The 16,105-nt window shown below is 69.3% G+C and carries 10 protein-coding genes; 9 read left to right on the top strand and 1 reads right to left on the bottom strand.

The window, feature by feature from the left end; genetic code table 11:
* Positions 1–19 precede the first annotated feature (19 nt).
* The 4 genes from HFL01S_RS06910 (at position 20) to HFL01S_RS06895 (ending at position 9,588) form a co-directional block, all read left to right on the top strand.
* Positions 20–5,266, top strand: coding sequence for a DNA repair ATPase (locus HFL01S_RS06910; RefSeq protein ID WP_066256526.1), 5,247 nt, complete (start codon positions 20–22; stop codon positions 5,264–5,266).
* Positions 5,263–5,979: a phospholipase D-like domain-containing protein gene (locus HFL01S_RS06905; RefSeq protein WP_066256523.1), complete on the top strand. Its 717-nt coding sequence runs from the start codon at positions 5,263–5,265 to the stop codon at positions 5,977–5,979. Before HFL01S_RS06910 ends, HFL01S_RS06905 begins: the two co-directional genes overlap by 4 nt.
* Before the next feature lie 13 nt (positions 5,980–5,992).
* On the top strand, positions 5,993–6,784 hold the full coding sequence (locus HFL01S_RS06900) for a hypothetical protein (protein ID WP_066256520.1): 792 nt from the start codon (positions 5,993–5,995) through the stop codon (positions 6,782–6,784).
* 332 nt (positions 6,785–7,116) lie between these two features.
* Positions 7,117–9,588, top strand: a complete 2,472-nt coding sequence (locus HFL01S_RS06895) for a DUF3857 domain-containing protein (protein WP_169802314.1) — start codon at positions 7,117–7,119, stop codon at positions 9,586–9,588.
* Here HFL01S_RS06895 and HFL01S_RS06890 read toward each other — a convergent pair.
* Positions 9,577–11,130 (bottom strand): YifB family Mg chelatase-like AAA ATPase, encoded by a 1,554-nt coding sequence (locus HFL01S_RS06890; protein WP_066256511.1) that lies wholly within the window; start codon positions 11,128–11,130, stop codon positions 9,577–9,579. The genes HFL01S_RS06895 and HFL01S_RS06890 overlap by 12 nt on opposite strands.
* Before the next feature lie 277 nt (positions 11,131–11,407).
* Here HFL01S_RS06890 and HFL01S_RS06885 point away from each other — a divergent pair, with 277 nt between their 5' ends.
* From HFL01S_RS06885 to glcF, 5 genes are all read left to right on the top strand, one after another.
* Positions 11,408–11,746, top strand: a complete 339-nt coding sequence (locus HFL01S_RS06885) for a P-II family nitrogen regulator (protein ID WP_066256508.1) — start codon at positions 11,408–11,410, stop codon at positions 11,744–11,746.
* 31 nt (positions 11,747–11,777) lie between these two features.
* Positions 11,778–13,235, top strand: coding sequence for an ammonium transporter (locus HFL01S_RS06880; protein ID WP_066256505.1), 1,458 nt, complete (start codon positions 11,778–11,780; stop codon positions 13,233–13,235).
* Positions 13,236–13,378: 143 nt separating this feature from the next.
* A complete protein-coding gene (locus tag HFL01S_RS06875) occupies positions 13,379–13,612 on the top strand; it encodes a hypothetical protein (protein WP_066256502.1) in 234 nt (77 codons plus the stop codon).
* Positions 13,613–13,682: 70 nt separating this feature from the next.
* A complete protein-coding gene (glcE, locus tag HFL01S_RS06870) occupies positions 13,683–14,819 on the top strand; it encodes a glycolate oxidase subunit GlcE (protein WP_066256499.1) in 1,137 nt (378 codons plus the stop codon).
* 7 nt (positions 14,820–14,826) lie between these two features.
* The gene (gene glcF / locus HFL01S_RS06865) at positions 14,827–16,059 is read left to right on the top strand and encodes a glycolate oxidase subunit GlcF (RefSeq protein WP_066256497.1); all 1,233 of its coding nucleotides are present in this window, start codon (positions 14,827–14,829) and stop codon (positions 16,057–16,059) included.
* The last annotated feature ends 46 nt before the right edge of the window (positions 16,060–16,105 follow it).

The raw sequence follows: 16,105 nt of genomic DNA, 5'->3' as shown, positions 1-16,105 counted from the left end.
CCCCATCGCAAGAGAACCCATGTCCGACGAACACACCGCCAGCGGCGCGCCCGCTGCAACCCAGGACGACGTCGAACGCCTGGTCGCCGAAGGCGGCAGCTACGAGCTGCTGAAGAAGCGCCTGCAGACCCAGGGCGATGCGCTGCTGGGCAAGGCCCAGGCCCTCAACGAGGCGCGCCTGGCCGCCTTCGGCCGCTCGGAACAGAAGCTGCTGCTGCGCACCCGCGCGCGCACCGAGAACAACTGCGTCGCGCGCGACCTGGTGCGCATCGGCGACGTGCTGCTGTTCGGCTACAACGTCTTCATCGGCCTGAAGAAGGAGACTGCGGTGGGCGACGTGTTCGCGCTCTACCGCCTGGCCGAGCACGACGGCGCCGACGAGCTGGAGGCGGTGCCGCTGGCCGGCAGCTTCCTGGACGACCCGCGCTTTCTGGCCGACTTCCGCGAGCTGCACGCCTACTACAAACACGCCACGCTGCTGCAGCTGCGCGTGACGCAGGACAAGCTGCTCGCGGCCTTCCAGATCGGCCAGCAGCTGCACGACCTGCGCGTGTTCCGCTGGAGCATCGAGCCTGGCGGCGCGGTGCGCTACGTGGACAACCGGGGCGAGCGCGACATGGCGCTGCCGCCCACGCACGACTTCGAGTGGACCGTCGCCACGCGCGAGGACCATGTGGGCGGCAAGCACCCGCACATCAACGTGCTCGACACCATCTTCGTCGAGACTCTGGGCGGCGACCTCACGGTCAAGATCGAGAACAACACCGAGACCGGTCTGGGCATTTACAGCGAGCCGGTGGAGGACAAGCACCAGGCGCTGGTGGACGCCGAGGTGGCCTGGGCGCGCCTGGGTCTGCTGATCCTGCTGCGGATCAAGCCCTACCGCGAGTCCCAGACGCGCTACCTGGTGTTCAACACCCGCACGCAGAAGGTCGAACGCATCGACGCCATCGGCGTCTCGTGTGTGCAGCTGCCCGAGGACCACGGCATCATCTTCCCGGGCGGCATGTACCTGCAGTCGGGTGAGTACAAGCGCTTTGACCTGCCGCCGGCGCTCAGCAGCAGCCTGCGCATCAAGCGCGTGCTGCGCTCGCCGCACGGCGAAGAAGTGCTCTATGTGTTCTACCAGCCGGGCGGCGGGCACTATGTGCTGTTCAGCTACCACCTGATCAACAAGACCCTGGCCGCGCCCATCGTGGCGCACGGCTACGCGCGCTTCCCCGACGGGCGCATGCTGGTCTTCCTGGCCGACAGCGAAGAGCCCACTCGCGTGCACCCGATGCAGCTGTGGCAGACGCCGTTCGCCAGCGAGGAGCACGCCGCCTCGCTGCCGCGTGGCACCGGCTTCTTCGTCAAGGTGGGCAATGCCGAGCTGGTGCGCGGCGTGTCCGACCTGATGGGCATCGCCCGCGCGGTGCGCGAACAGGTGCCCACGCGCACCGCCTACGAAGACCTGATCCGCCAGTGCACCCGGGTGGGCGACGCCTACTTCTGGCTGGCCGAGGCCGACGCGCAGCAGATCGGCACCGAGCTGCAGGCCATCGTCGACGGTGCGCGCCAGACCCTGGCCGAGTTCGAGAAGGTCGACAGCATCCGCCGCGAGACTGCGCGCGCCCTGCAGCAGGCCGAGGGCGAGCAGCACGCGCTGCTGACCGACATCGCCAGCACGCTGTGGCGCAAACCCGATGACTTCGTGCAGGCGCTGGCCCGACTGCGCGAGCGGCGCGGCCGCCTGCAGCCGCTGCGCGAGCTGCGCTACGCCGACACCGCCGCCATCGAGGCCATGGACCAGGCACTGCAGGAGCAGCAGCAGCTGGTGGGTCAGAAGGCCATGGCCTTCCTCGCCGACAAAACAGCGTTCGACGGCCACCAGCAGGCGCTGGTGCAGGCCACCGCCGCGCTGGCCCAGGCCAGCACCTCGCCCGCACTCGGCCAGCTGCTGGCCACGCTGGACGAACAGGCCGCCGGGCTGGACCTGCTGACCGAACAACTGGGCAGCCTGCCCGGTGGCGACGCGGTGGTGCGCACCGCGATCCTGGACCGCATCTCCGGCCTCTACGCCGACATCAACCGGCTGCGCGCCGAGGCCCGCAGCCGCCGCAAGAGCCTTGGCGCAACCGAGGCTGCGGCCGAGTTCGGCGCCCAGTTCAAGCTGTTCGGCCAGGCGGTGGAAAACGCGCTGGAGTTCGCCGACACGCCCGAGAAATGCGACGAGGCGCTGACCCGCCTGCTGGCGCAGCTCGAAGAGCTCGAAGGGCGCTTCGCCGATCACGAGGTCTTCATCACCGATGTGGCGACCAAGCGCGAGGCGGTGGTGGACGCGCTGGCCGCGCGGCGCCAGACCCTGGTCGAAGCGCGCCAGCGCCGCGCCCAGGCGGTGAGCGAGGCGGCCGGCCGCATCCTCGACGGCATCCCGCGCCGCGTGGCCGGCTTCACCGACCTCGCGCAGATCCACGCCTACTTCGCGGGCGACCCGCTGCTGGCCAAGCTGCAGCAGCTGATGGCCGACCTGCGCGGCCTGGGCGCCCAGGTGCAGGCCGACGACATCGCCACCCGCCTGAAGACCGCGCGCGACCAGGCGATGCGCTCGGTGCGCGACAAGGGCGAGCTGGTGGCCGCCGACGGCAACACGCTGCGCTTCGGCCGCCACGCCTTCACCATCCAGCGCCAGCCGCTGGACCTCTCGCTGGTGCCACCCCAGGGGGGTCTGAGTTTCCAGATCACCGGCACCGACTACCTCGCGCCGGTGCAGGACCCGCGGCTCGATGCCTTGAAGGCGCGCTGGGACCAGGCCCTGGTGTCCGAGACATCCGATCTCGCGCGCGCCGAGTACCTCGCCGGTTGCGTGGTGCAGGCCGCGCTGCAGGGGCAGGGCGGTCTGGACTGGTCCGGCCTGGTCGCCGCAGCCGCCGAGCCGGGCGAGGCCGCACCTGGCAACGAGGTCGCCGCGCCGCTGCTGGCGCTGGTGCAGCGCCTGGCCGCCACGCGCTACCAGGAGGGTTACCAGAAGGGTGTGCACGACCAGGACGCCGCGCGCCTGGTTGCCGCGCTGGTGCGCATGCAGGATGCCGCCGGGCTGCTGGCCTGGGGACCGACCGAGCGCACCCTGGCCTTGCTCTACTGGCAGCACGGCCGCTTCGTGAACGAACGCGATGCGCTGCAGCGGCGCGCCCGCGCCGCCCTGCAGATGCAGCAGCTCTTCGGCACACAGGACGCGCTGCAGGCGGTGGAGGCCGACTGCGCCGCCGCGCTGCAGCGTTTTGCCGACGAGTTTGAACCCGCGCTCGGTGGCGAGACCATCGACGCCGAACAGGCCGCCACGCGCTGCGCGCAGGCCGCCGCCTACCTGGTGCGCCAGCTCGCCGCCCACGACGGCAGCACCCCCGCCTGGGTGGTGTCCGGCCCGGCGCAGGATTTGGCCGACGCGTTCAAGCGCGAGCTGGAACGCAGCGGCCGCTGGGCCGACTGGCAGCGCGACCTGGACGCCTGCTTGCCCGCCGAGCGCTGGCACCGCGCCCGCGAATGGATGGGCGCCTTTGCCAGCGCCCACGCGCCGCAAGACCAGGGCTGGGTGGATGAAGCTGCGGGCGCGCTGTGCCTGCCGTTGCCGCGCGAGCGCCTGAACGCGGTGCTGCAGCAGCGCGTGGACGGCCTGCTGGGCGAACACCCGCGCGTGGCGCAGGGCGCTCTGGACCTCAACCTGAACGACTTCTGGCGGCGCTTCCTGCACCACCAGCAGCGCATCGTGCCCGCCTTCGAGGCCTGGCACCGCGTGCGCCACGAGCTGGTGAGCGAAGAGAAGAAGCGCCTGCGCCTGCACCAGTTCCAGGCCAAGCCACTGTCCACCTTTGTGCGCAACCGCCTGATCGACGAGCTGTATCTGCCGCTGATCGGCAACAACCTGGCCAAGCAGATCGGCGCCGCCGGCGACGCCGCGCGCAGTGACCGCATGGGCATGCTGCTGCTGATCTCGCCGCCGGGCTACGGCAAGACCACACTGATGGAGTACGTGGCCGACCGGCTGGGCATGGTGTTCGTGCGCATCAACTGCCCGGCGCTGGGTCACGACGTGGTCTCCATCGACCCGGCCAGCGCCGAACACAGCGCGGCGCGCCAGGAGCTGGAGAAGCTCAACCTCGGCCTGGCCATGGGCAACAACGTGATGCTGTACCTGGACGACATCCAGCACACCAACCCCGAGTTCCTGCAGAAGTTCATCGCCCTGGCCGATGGCACGCGCCGCATCGAGGGCGTGTGGAACGGCGAGGCCCGCAGCTACGACCTGCGCGGCAAGCGCTTTGCCGTGGTGATGGCGGGCAACCCCTACACCGAGTCGGGCGACGTGTTCAAGATCCCCGACATGCTGGCCAACAGCGCCGACATCTACAACCTGGGCGATGTGCTCTCGGGCCGCGAGGCGCTGTTCGCGCTGTCCTACCTGGAGAACGCGCTCACCGCCAACCCGGTGCTGCTGCCGCTGTCCTCGCGCGACCCCAAGGACGTGCACCGGCTGGTGCAGCGCGCCGAGGGGCAGGACGTGCCGTCCACCGCCTTCTCGCACCCCTACGGCGCGGCCGAGCTGGAGGAGTTGACCGAGTTGTTCAAACGCCTGTTCCGCGCGCGCGACCTGCTGCTGAAGGTCAACCTGAGCTACATCGAATCGGCGGCGCAGCAGGACGACTACCGCACCGAGCCGCCCTTCAAGCTGCAGGGCAGCTACCGCAACATGACCAAGCTGGCGGCACAGATCACGCCGCAGATGCGCGACGACGAACTCGACGCCCTGCTGCGCGATCACTACCGCGGCGAGGCCCAGACGCTGACCACCGGCGCCGAGGAGAACCTGCTCAAGCTGGCGCAGCTGCTGGGCAGCCCCACGGCCGACGAATCGCAGCGCTGGCAAGCGATCTGCGACGAGTTCGTGCGCCAGCGCAAGCTCGGCGGCAGCGACACCGACGCGGGCACGCGCATCACCGCGGGTCTGCTGGACGTGGCGCGCGCCGTCGACAGCCTCAAAAAGCCCGAGGACGCCGGCGACGGCAAGACCTCGGAAGCGCTGCGCCTGGCCGAGGCGGTGCTGGAGATTGCGGTGACCTACCGCACCATCCTGCTGCCGCTGATCTCGGCCACCGAGCGCCGGCTGAAGATGGACCACTCCATCCGCAGCGAGGTCGAGCGCGTGGCCCACCAGCTCGAAGAGGTCAAGGCCCGGCACGCCGAGGCGCAGGCGCAGAAGCCGGGTCGGCCACCCGCGTCCCAGCCATGACGGCGCCCGCCACCACGGTGCCACAGCTGCTCGACCAGCTGCAGCGCAGCCTGGCCGATGTGCGCCTCTCCGACGACGAGAAGCGCCTGCTGACCGAATCGCTGCGCTCGGCCCGCCTGCCCGAGGAGGGCCTGCGCCAGTTGCGCAACCAGGCCTTCGACCTGGTGCGCCAGCATCTCGACGAGGTGGACGCGGCCGACCCGCTGGCCCTGGTGCGCTGGCTCGAAGGCGTTGTGCGGGCGCTGGACGTCTCGCGCACTGCCGGGGGCTCGCACCGGTCCCAGGCCTGGTTCAGCCCCGGCGACGACTGCCTGCAGGCCATCACCGGCCAGCTGCGCGCCTGCCGCCAGCGCGCCGACCTCTGCGTGTTCACCCTCTCCGACGACCGCATCAGCGCCGAGGTGCTGGCCGCGCACCGGCGCGGCGTGGCGGTGCGTCTCATCACCGACAACGAAAAGGCGTTTGACCGCGGCAGCGACGTGATCGCGCTGCGCGAGGCGGGCGTGGCGGTGCGCGTGGACCAGAGCGCCGCCCACATGCACCACAAGTTCGCGCTGTTCGACCAGCGCTGGCTGCTCAACGGCAGCTACAACTGGACCCGCAGCGCCGCCGCCGAGAACGAGGAAAACCTGGTGCTCTGCAACGACCCGGCGCTGCTGCGCCAGTTCGGAGAGGCCTTCGACAGCCTCTGGCAGCAGCTGGCCACACGATGACAGGAGACGCTCCATGACCCGCCCCGACTACGGCTGGCCACTGCCCGAGGCCATCGAGCGCCGCCTCGGGCGCGAGAGCTACGGCGCGCAGCGCGCCATCCACGAGGACGGGCACCTGCTGCTGGTGCTGCACGAGCCGCCGCAGAACGCCGGGGGTGATCGCGAGCACGCGGTGTTCCTGCGCACGCCCGATGGCGCCTGGGCGTTCCATGGGCAACCGGGCGGCGAGCAGGTTCTGCGCCGGCTGCTGGACCGCTACCAGGAACAGCTGGCGAAGGGTCTCGCCGCCTACGACCAGGCCGACGATGCGGCCGACCTTTTCGCGTTGATGGAGCGCGTGCGGCCGGTGGCGCGTGCGGCAGGCAACCTGTACGCCGCATTGCAGGCGGCGCGCGAAGCGATCAAAGGGGACGCGGAGCTGATCACCGCGCGCGACCGCGCCGTGGACCTCCAGCGCGGCCTGGAGCTGCTGTTGGCCGACGCCCAGCTGGCGCTGAACTTCCGGCTGGCCCAGCAGGCCGAGGCGCAGACCCGCGCCGCACTGGCCAACCACCGCGCCCAGGAAAAGCTGAACACCCTGGCGGCCTGGACGGCGCCGCTGATGGCGGTGGGGGCCGTGTTCGGCATGAACCTGCGCAGCGGCGGGGAGGCCATGGACGCCTGGCTGTTCTGGGCCGTGCTGGTGGCTGGGATGGTCGTGGGCTGGTGGGTCAAGGCCTGGGTGCAGCGCCCGCCGCCGCCCGAGAAGAAGAAGGCACTGTCGTCCGCCAAGGCGCGGGCAGGGGGCAAGCCGGCGCGCCGCTGAGCGCTTCGTGCGCGGGGTGCGCCGATTGACAGCTGTGCAAACCGTCTGAGCACCTCCCCCTTCATACAATTCATTACATATCGGGCGCCTGCGTCGGAGCGCCGTCTTCAGGGGGAATAGGGATGGGTGGTTGGGGTTTGGCCGCGCAGGCCTTGGGTCTGTGCCGGTGGCTGTTGCGCCTGCAGGGTGTGCTGGTGGTGCTTGCGTGCTTGGGAATGGGTGCGTCCCACGCAGCCCAAGTGAGGCCAACGAAGGCACCGACGCCTGCCTGGGTGAAACCCGTCGCGCTGGAGGTGGACGCTTCCGCCCCGGTGGAGCAGATCCGCAGTGGCGTGTACTACCTGCTGGTGGATCGCCAGACCCGGGCCTCGGGAAGCGAGCGGCATCAGTTCAACCGGGTCGCGATCAAGGTGGTGAACGAGAAGGGGATGGAGCATGCGGCGAGCATCGACATCGACTTTGATCCCAGCTTCCAGCGGCTGCAGCTGCACACCCTCGCCGTGCATCGGAATGGTCGGGCCCTCTCGCAGCTGGCGACTGTGCCGATCCGGACCCTGCAGCGCGAGAAGGAACTGGAGGCGCTCGTCCTGGACGGTCGACTGACCTCCAGCCTTCTGGTGCAGGACGTGCGCGTGGGCGATGTCGTGGAGTACGCCTATTCCGTTCGTGGCGTGCATCCGAGCATGAAAGGTGGCCACTTCGGCGGCTTCGACATGCAGTGGCGCGACCCTGTGCACGCTGTGTACCAGCGCTTGCTGTGGCCGGCCGGACGCCCGATCACGTTCAGGAACATTAACCTGGACAACCTCGCTGTCGAAAGCGAACAGGGAGGTGTTCGGCAGTATGAATGGACAGCCAGGCAGGTGCCGGGGCTGCGCGTGAGCAACAACGCGCCGGTGTGGTTCGATCCCTATCCCTCTGTGCAGTGGAGCTCGTTCCGGGACTGGTCCGAGGTGAGCCGGTGGGCGGTGCCGCTGTACGCGCCGCCTGCGGTGCCTGGCGGCGAGCTGAGCCACGAGGTCGAGCGCATCCGGCAGACGCTGTCCGATCCACGCGACCAGGTGGCGGCCGTGCTGCAGTACGTGCAGAAGAACATCCGCTACCTGAGCGTGGACGTCGGTGTAGGCTCCTACACGCCCAGTCCGCCCGCGACGGTGATGGCGCGCCGCTTCGGGGACTGCAAGGACAAGACGCTGCTGACGCTGACGATGCTCAAGGCGCTGGGCATTGAGGCGCGGGCCGCACTGGTCAACACCCGCATTCGGGAAGGGGTGGCACAGCGTGTCCCGTCACCGGGCGCCTTTGACCACGTGCTGGTGCGGGTGCAGGTCAATGGCCAGATCTACTGGATCGATCCGACACGTTATCCGCAGATGGGGCGGCTGGATGACATGGGCCAGCCGTACTTCGGCGTTGCGCTGATCATCGATCCATCCACGCAAGACCTGGAACCCATGCCACGCAGCGACGCGACACGGGACGCGCGGAGCGTCAGCACCGTGTTTGACGCAACCCAGGGACTGGGACAGCCCGTCACCGCCACCATCACCACGGACTATCAGGGGCTGAGCGCCGAATGGATGCGCGACAGGCTCTCGCGCAGCAACCGGGACGAGCTGCAGCGCCAGTACCTGAACTTTTATGCGGGCTACTACCCTGGCGTCGTGGCCGAAGGCCCGATGACTATTGAAGACGATCAGTCGGCCAATGCCATCAAGGTGGTCGAGCGCTACCGCATCGCGGACTTCTGGACCAAGGGCCACACGCCGGGTGCATTGGAGGCCAGGGTCAGGACCCCCGACATGCTCAGCCAGCTGCAAGAGCCGGACGAACAGGTGCGCAACGCGCCCTTGGCCATTGGACACATCACCGAGGTCGACAGCATCACGGACGTGCACCTGCCGGAAGACTGGCAGGTGGAATCCGACCATTCGGAGGTCCGTCATCCGGCGTTCGAATTCACCTACACGCTGACCACAACGCCGCGCCTGCTCACGCAGGTCGGTCGCTATGTGTCGCTGAGTGATCACGTCAAGACCGAGGACATGGCCGACTACGTGAAGAAACTGGAGGAGGCGCGTTCGGTCATGTGGCTGAAGCTCACCTACACCCCTGGTGCGGCAGCGACCCCTGCGGTCGACACTGAGGCATTTGCGCGACTGGAGTCGTTTGGCTGGCCGGTGGCGGTCTACTTCCTGTTGTTGGCCGCTGCGAGCTACTGGATCGCCCGCAAGATGTACCGCTACAACCCGCAGCCAGCGCTGCCCGAGTCTTCGGCTCCTGGCCAGCCGCTGGGGGGCTGGTTGATCGTTTACGGCGGCCTGCTGGCGTTCGGTGTCGCCAGCGCGCTGAAGTACTCGTGGCCATTTGTCTCGGTGTTTCTGAGCGACGTCTGGGCCGTCGTTCGCTCAGCAGGTGCGCCTGGAGAGGCGCCCAAGACCACCTGGACCGATCTTTTTTCAATAGGTGTTGTGGTGATCGTTCTGACGCCCTACGTGGTGCAGCTGCCCTTGTACTTTGCGCGCAGAACCAGCGTTCCGCGGGTGACTTTTTGGTTGCAGGGTGTGCTCAGTATCTTGGGGTTGATTCTTGTGGCCGCCGCGTTCGCCTTCGGGGACCGTTCGATGAGCGGCTCGGAACTGGCGTGGGAACTGGTGGAAGCGACCCTCGGTTTGATCGGTTGCGTTTACATCCAGCGTTCCGTACGCGCGAAAGCCACGTTTGCGCGGCGCTATGGGGTCGCGCCAGGTCTTCAGCGCGAACCCCCGGTTCAACCGGATGCCATCGGCGCCTCAGCCCCCTGACCGCAACGCCCGCCGGTACTGCACCGCCTCGGCGATGTGCGAAACCCCCACGGACTCGCTGCCCGCCAGGTCGGCGATGGTGCGCGCCACGCGCAGGGCGCGGTGGGTGCTGCGGGCGCTCCAGCCCAGACGGGCCGCTGCGGTGTGCAGGAACTTGAGCGCGGTGGGTTCGGCCATCACGTGCCGGTCCAGGGCCTGGCCCGACAGCGCCTGGTTGCTCTGGCCCTGGCGCGCCTGCGCCCGCTGCCGCGCGGCGGCCACGCGCCCGCGCACGGTGGCGCTGGGCTCGCCGGCCGGGCTGTGCAGCAGGTCTGCCGGCGGCAGAGCCGGCACCTCGATGTGCAGGTCGATGCGGTCCAGCAGCGGGCCGGACAGGCGGCCCTGGTAGCGCGCGACCTGGTCGGGCGTGTCGCGGCAGGGCTGGGTGGGGTGGCCGAGGAAGCCGCAGGGGCAGGGGTTCATCGCGGCCACCAGCTGGAAGCGCGCCGGGAACTCGCTTTGCATGGCCGCGCGCGAGATGCGGATGTGGCCGCTCTCCAGCGGCTCGCGCAGCGCTTCGAGGGCGGCGCGCGGGAACTCGGGCAATTCGTCGAGGAACAGCACGCCGTGGTGCGCCAGCGAGATTTCGCCGGGCCGGGGCGGTGAGCCGCCACCGACGAGGGCCACGGCGCTGGCGCTGTGGTGCGGCGCGCAGGTGGGGCGCAGGCCCCAGGCCTCCAGCCGGAAGCGCCCGGCCAGCGAGGCCACGGCCGCCGATTCCAGCGCCTCGGTGCTGTCCATGGGCGGCAGCAGGCCGGCAAAACGCTGCGCCAGCATGCTCTTGCCCGAGCCCGGCGGGCCCATCATCAAGAGCGAGTGCCCGCCGGCCGCCGCAATCTCCAGCGCCCGCCGCGCGCCCGCCTGGCCCTTGACATCCGCCAGGTCGGGGTAGTGCTCGCGCGCGGCCAGCGGTGTCGGCGACAGGCGCGCCCAGCCCTTGTCGTCGGGCGGTGCATCGCCCGCGCCCGCGGCCCCTTCGGGCAGGAACTGGGCCACCACGTCCAGCAGGTGGCGGGCGCGGCACACCTGGGCCTGCGGCACCAGCGCCGCTTCCTCGGCGCTGCCCGGCGGCAGCACCAGCCGCGTCGCCGCGCCAGTGGAACCATCCCGGTGCAGGGCCAGGCTCATGGCCAGCGCGCCGCGCACGGGGCGCAGCTCGCCGCCCAGCGAGAGCTCGCCCGCGAACTCCCAGCCGACCAGCTTCGCGCTGTCGATCTGGCCCGCCGCGGCCAGGATGCCCAGCGCGATCGGCAGGTCGAAGCGGCCCGAGTCCTTGGGCAGGTCGGCCGGCGCCAGGTTCACGGTGATGCGCTTGTTGCTGGGGAATTCGAGCCCGGCGTTGGCAATCGCCGAGCGCACGCGCTCGCGCGCCTCCTTCACCTCGGTGTCCACCAGACCCACCAGCGTGAAGCTGGGCAGGCCGTTGGCCAGGTGCACCTCCACCTGCACCGGCCGCGCCTCCAGCCCGATCAGCGCGCGGCTGTGCACCAATGACAAACTCATCCGGTCCTCCATCCCTGTTTCGGTGCATGGCCCGCTGGACACCGGGATGCACGTGTTTGGTGCGGCTCTGCGGCCGCGGCGCGGGGATCATGTCATGAGCGCGGGTGGGACCGCAGCCCCCGTCGGGAGGACGTTTTCCCTCTGGGGCGGCGCCTTGGCGGCGGGGTGGGTGGCCTGCTGGCACGGTCCCTGCTTCAGGCTGTAAGCGATTGCATCAACCCGTGGTGTCACCCGGCCCCGACCCGACACCGTCCCACCCTAGAAGAGGTAACACAGCATGAAAATGGTTTCCGCCATCATCAAGCCGTTCAAGCTGGACGAAGTGCGCGAAGCGCTTTCCGGCATGGGCGTGCAGGGCATCACCGTGACCGAAGTCAAGGGCTTTGGCCGCCAGAAGGGGCACACCGAGCTCTACCGCGGCGCCGAGTACGTCGTCGACTTCCTGCCCAAGGTCAAGATCGAAGCCGCTGTCGACGACGCCCTGGTCGACCGCGTGATCGAAGCCATCGAAGGCGCCGCCCGCACCGGCAAGATCGGCGACGGCAAGATCTTCGTCACCCCCCTCGAACAGGTGGTTCGCATCCGCACCGGCGAGACCGGCAAGGAAGCCCTCTGATTCCCGCACCCGCATCAGAAAGAGCACCCAAATGAAAAAACTGATCGCTTCCCTGCTCCTGGGGGCAGGCCTTATGTTCGGCGGGTTCTCCGCCATGGCCCAGGACGCCGCCAAGCCCGCCGATGCACCGGCCGCCACCGCCCCTGCTGCCGAGGCCGCTCCTGCAGCGGCCCCGGCCGCCGACGCAGCTGCGGCACCCGCCGCTGCCGAGGCTGCACCGGCTGCGGCAGAAGCCGCGCCCGCCGAAGCCGTGAAGGAAACGGTGGACAAGGGCGACGTCACCTGGATGATGATCTCCACCATCCTCGTGCTGCTGATGGTCGTGCCCGGCCTGGCCCTGTTCTACGGCGGCCTGGTGCGCAGCAAGAACATGCTGTCCGTGCTGATGCAGGTGATGGTGGTGTTCTCGCTGATCTCCGTGCTGTGGGCCGTCTACGGCTACAGCGTCGCCTTCGGCGGCGAGGGCCTGATCTACGGCAACTTCGACAAGCTGTTCCTCAAGGGCGTCACCACCGATTCGCTGGCGGCCACCTTCACGGCCGGCGTGATGATCCCCGAGTTCATATTCATCGCCTTCCAGTGCACCTTCGCGGGCATCACCTGCGCGCTGATCGTCGGCTCCTTCGCCGAGCGCATCAAGTTCGGCTCCGTGCTGCTGTTTTGCGCCATCTGGTTCACCTTCAGCTACCTGCCGATCGCCCACATGGTCTGGGGCGCGGGCGGTTACCTGTTCGACAAGGGCGCGCTGGACTTCGCCGGCGGCACCGTGGTGCACATCAATGCCGCCATGGCCGGTCTGGTGGGCGCCTACGTCCTGGGCAAGCGCATCGGCTACGGCAAGGAAGCCATGGCCCCGCACAGCCTGACCCTGACCATGGTCGGCGCCTCGCTGCTGTGGGTGGGCTGGTTCGGTTTCAACGCCGGCTCCAACCTGGAAGCCAACGGTGGCACCACCCTGGCCTTCATCAACACCCTGATGGCCACCGCCGCCGCCGTGCTGGCCTGGTGCGTGGGTGAAGCCCTGGCCAAGGGCAAGGCCTCGATGCTGGGCGCTGCCTCCGGTGCCGTCGCCGGCCTGGTCGCCATCACCCCGGCCTGCGGCACGGTGGGCGTCATGGGCGCCATCATCATCGGTCTGGTCGCCGGCTTCCTGTGCCTGTGGGGCGTGACCGGTCTGAAGAAAATGCTCGGTGCCGACGACTCGCTGGACGTGTTCGGCGTGCACGGTGTCGGCGGCATCGTCGGTGCCATGCTGACCGGCGTGTTCTCCGCCGGTTCGCTGGGCGGCGTCAAGGGCGATGACTTCTCCATCGCCAGCCAGCTGCTGGTGCAGGCCGAAGGCGTGGTCATCACCATCGTGTGGTCCTCCATCGTCGCCTTCATCGCCTACAAGATCGTCGATCTGACCCTGGGCCTGCGCGTGACCGAAGAGCAGGAACGCGAAGGTCTGGACATCAGCTCGCACGGCGAAACCGCCTACAACCGCTGATACAGCGAACGATTGCCTCCTTTGGATGTTCGACCCGCGCGCCGCAAGGCCGCGGGTCTTTTTTCGTCTGGTGAATGCATCACAGACGGGGCCCGGAACAGCCGCGAACATGGCGGGCTGTCACACACACCGGGATGGAACCCATGTCTGCACACCCGCTGCCGCGCCTGGCCCTGCTGGCGCTCAACCTGGCCGTGGCGCTGCCGCTTCAGGCTGGCGGCGCCAGCCAGACGCCCAAGACCGAGCGCCGCCCGCCGGCCCGCGTCAGCTTCATCGACGCGCCGTCCAGCGAAACGCCCGCCGCGCGCGAGAAGCGCCTGAAGCGCGAATGCCGTGGCCGCCCCAACGCGGGCGCCTGCTTGGGGCATACGCGCTGATGGTGACGGCGCCGGGATTGCAGCCGGCCGTGCAAAAAATTCAAAGGCCGTCCGGGGCCCCGCCGCTACCATGGCGGCCATGCAGAACAGCCCCACGAACGACACCCCGCACGAGCTGATCGACCAGGTCCGCGCCGCCGTCTCGGCGCGCACGCCGCTGCGCATCCGTGGCGGCGACACCAAGGCCTTTCACGGCGAACCGGTGAGCGGCCAGCTGCTGGACACGCGCGGCTTCAGCGGCATCGTGGCGCACGAACCCAGCGAACTGGTGATCACCGTGCGCGCCGGCACGCCACTGGCCGAGGTCGAGGCGGCGCTGGGCGAGAAAGGCCAGCACCTGCCGTTCGATCCGCCGCATTTCGGTGCAGGTTCGACCATCGGCGGCGCCGTGGCCGCCGGTCTCGCCGGCCCGGCACGCGCCACCGCAGGCGGCGTGCGCGACTACGTGCTGGGTGCCCAGTTCATCAATGGCCAGGCCGAATGGCTCACCTTTGGCGGTCAGGTGATGAAGAACGTGGCTGGCTACGACATCAGCCGCGCGCTTGCCGGGTCGATGGGCACGCTGGGCGTGATCACCCACCTCTCGCTCAAGGTGCTGCCGGTGGCGCCAGCCGAGGCCACGCTGGTGTTCAACATGGGCCAGCACGACGCGCTGGAGCAGCTGCACCGCTGGGGCGGCCAGCCGCTGCCGCTCAACGCGAGCTGCTGGGTGAAGGACGACACCGCACCCGATGCGCCCGAGCTGCTGTTCGTGCGCCTGCGCGGCGCCGTGGCAGCCGTCGAAGCGGCCAGCGAACGGCTGGCGCGCGAGGCCGGTGGCCAGCGCATGGACAACGCCCAGGCCGGCCCCGACTGGGCCGCCTGCCGCGACCAGACCCTGCCGTTTTTCACCGCGCCATCGCCGGACCTCTGCCTGTGGCGCCTGTCGCTGCCGCAGACCGCGCCGGTGCTGGAGCTGCCGTTTGCGCAACTGATCGAGTGGCAGGGCGCGCAGCGCTGGCTCTGGGCGCCGGCCTCAGCGGCCACGCCGATCCGTGCGGCCGCGGCCAGGATGCAGGGCCACGCGACCCTGTTCCGTGCCGATTCCGATGGCGCACCCGGCGTGTGCCGCTTCGATGCCGAGAGCCCGGCGCTGCAGACGATCACGAAACGCCTGCGCGAGGCCTTCGACCCGCTCGGCCTCTTCAACCAGAACAAGATGGGCTGAACCCACGATGCAAACCAACCTCGCCCCTGAATTCCAAGGCACGCCCGACGGCCTGGCCGCCGAAGCCATCCTGCGCAAGTGCGTGCACTGCGGCTTCTGCACCGCCACCTGCCCCACCTACCAGCTGCTCGGTGACGAGCTGGACGGCCCGCGCGGCCGCATCTACCTGATGAAGCAGGTGTTTGAAGGGGCGCAGCCCACGCGCGCCACCCAGCTGCACCTGGACCGGTGCCTGACCTGCCGCAACTGCGAGAGCACCTGCCCCAGCGGTGTGGACTACGGTCACCTGGTCGACATCGGCCGCAAGGTGGTGGACGCCAAGGTGCCGCGCCCGGCGGGCGAAAAAGCTGTGCGCTGGCTGCTGAAGGAAGGCCTGACCTCGCCCGCCTTCGGCCCCGCGATGAAGCTGGGCCAGCTGGTGCGTGGTCTGCTGCCCGAGACGCTGAAGAACAAGGTGCCCGCCAAGCAGGACGCGGGCCGCTGGCCGACCGCGACCCATGCGCGCAAGGTGCTGATGCTGGCGGGCTGTGTGCAGCCGGCCATGATGCCCAACATCAACACCGCCACCGCGCGCGTGCTGGACGCCGCGGGTATCCAGACCGTGGTCGCGCCGGAGGCGGGTTGCTGCGGTGCGGTGAAGTTCCACCTCAACGACCAGGACGGCGGCACCGCGCAGATGCGCGCCAACATCGACGCCTGGTGGCCGCACATCGAAGCGGGCGCCGAGGCCATCGTGATGAACGCGTCGGGCTGTGGTGTCACGGTCAAGGAGTACGGCCACATCCTGCAGCACGACCCGGCCTATGCCGCCAAGGCCGCGCGCATCAGCGAACTCACCAAAGACCTGAGCGAGCTGCTGCCGGCCCTGGTGCCGATCTTGAAACCCAAGCTCGCGCAGCAGCCCGATGCGAAGAAAGTGATCGGCTTTCACCCACCCTGCACCCTGCAGCACGGGCAGCAGCTCAAGGGCGGTGTCGAAACCCATCTGACTGCGCTCGGCTTCACCGTGCAGGTGGCGCGCAACGAAGCGCACCTGTGCTGTGGCTCGGCCGGCACCTACTCGGTGCTCAACCCCGAACTGGCCTACCAGCTGCGCGACCGCAAGCTGGGCCATCTGAATGAGCTGCAACCGGCGGTGATCGCCAGCGCCAACATCGGCTGCATCACCCACCTGCAGAGCGGCACCGCCACGCCGGTGCGGCACTGGATCGAGCTGCTCGACGACGCCTTGCACGTCTGACTTGCGCGCCTGAACCTCTGCGGGGCGCGGGGGTACAGTCCAGCGC

The organism is Hydrogenophaga flava NBRC 102514, from assembly GCF_001571145.1.
Lineage (GTDB): Bacteria > Pseudomonadota > Gammaproteobacteria > Burkholderiales > Burkholderiaceae_C > Hydrogenophaga > Hydrogenophaga flava.
The sequence above is the reverse complement of the archived record's forward strand: the minus strand, read 5'-3'. Positions and strand labels throughout refer to the sequence as shown.

Excerpts from the sequence above, each read along its gene's own strand:
- HFL01S_RS06910 (WP_066256526.1), top strand. The coding sequence starts at position 20 with ATGTCCGACGAACACACCGCCAGCGGCGCGCCCGCTGCAACCCAGGAC.
- HFL01S_RS06905 (WP_066256523.1), top strand. The coding sequence starts at position 5,263 with ATGACGGCGCCCGCCACCACGGTGCCACAGCTGCTCGACCAGCTGCAG.
- HFL01S_RS06900 (WP_066256520.1), top strand. The coding sequence starts at position 5,993 with ATGACCCGCCCCGACTACGGCTGGCCACTGCCCGAGGCCATCGAGCGC.
- HFL01S_RS06890 (WP_066256511.1), bottom strand. The coding sequence starts at position 11,130 with ATGAGTTTGTCATTGGTGCACAGCCGCGCGCTGATCGGGCTGGAGGCG.
- HFL01S_RS06885 (WP_066256508.1), top strand. The coding sequence starts at position 11,408 with ATGAAAATGGTTTCCGCCATCATCAAGCCGTTCAAGCTGGACGAAGTG.
- HFL01S_RS06880 (WP_066256505.1), top strand. The coding sequence starts at position 11,778 with ATGAAAAAACTGATCGCTTCCCTGCTCCTGGGGGCAGGCCTTATGTTC.
- HFL01S_RS06875 (WP_066256502.1), top strand. The coding sequence starts at position 13,379 with ATGTCTGCACACCCGCTGCCGCGCCTGGCCCTGCTGGCGCTCAACCTG.
- glcE (WP_066256499.1), top strand. The coding sequence starts at position 13,683 with ATGGCGGCCATGCAGAACAGCCCCACGAACGACACCCCGCACGAGCTG.
- glcF (WP_066256497.1), top strand. The coding sequence starts at position 14,827 with ATGCAAACCAACCTCGCCCCTGAATTCCAAGGCACGCCCGACGGCCTG.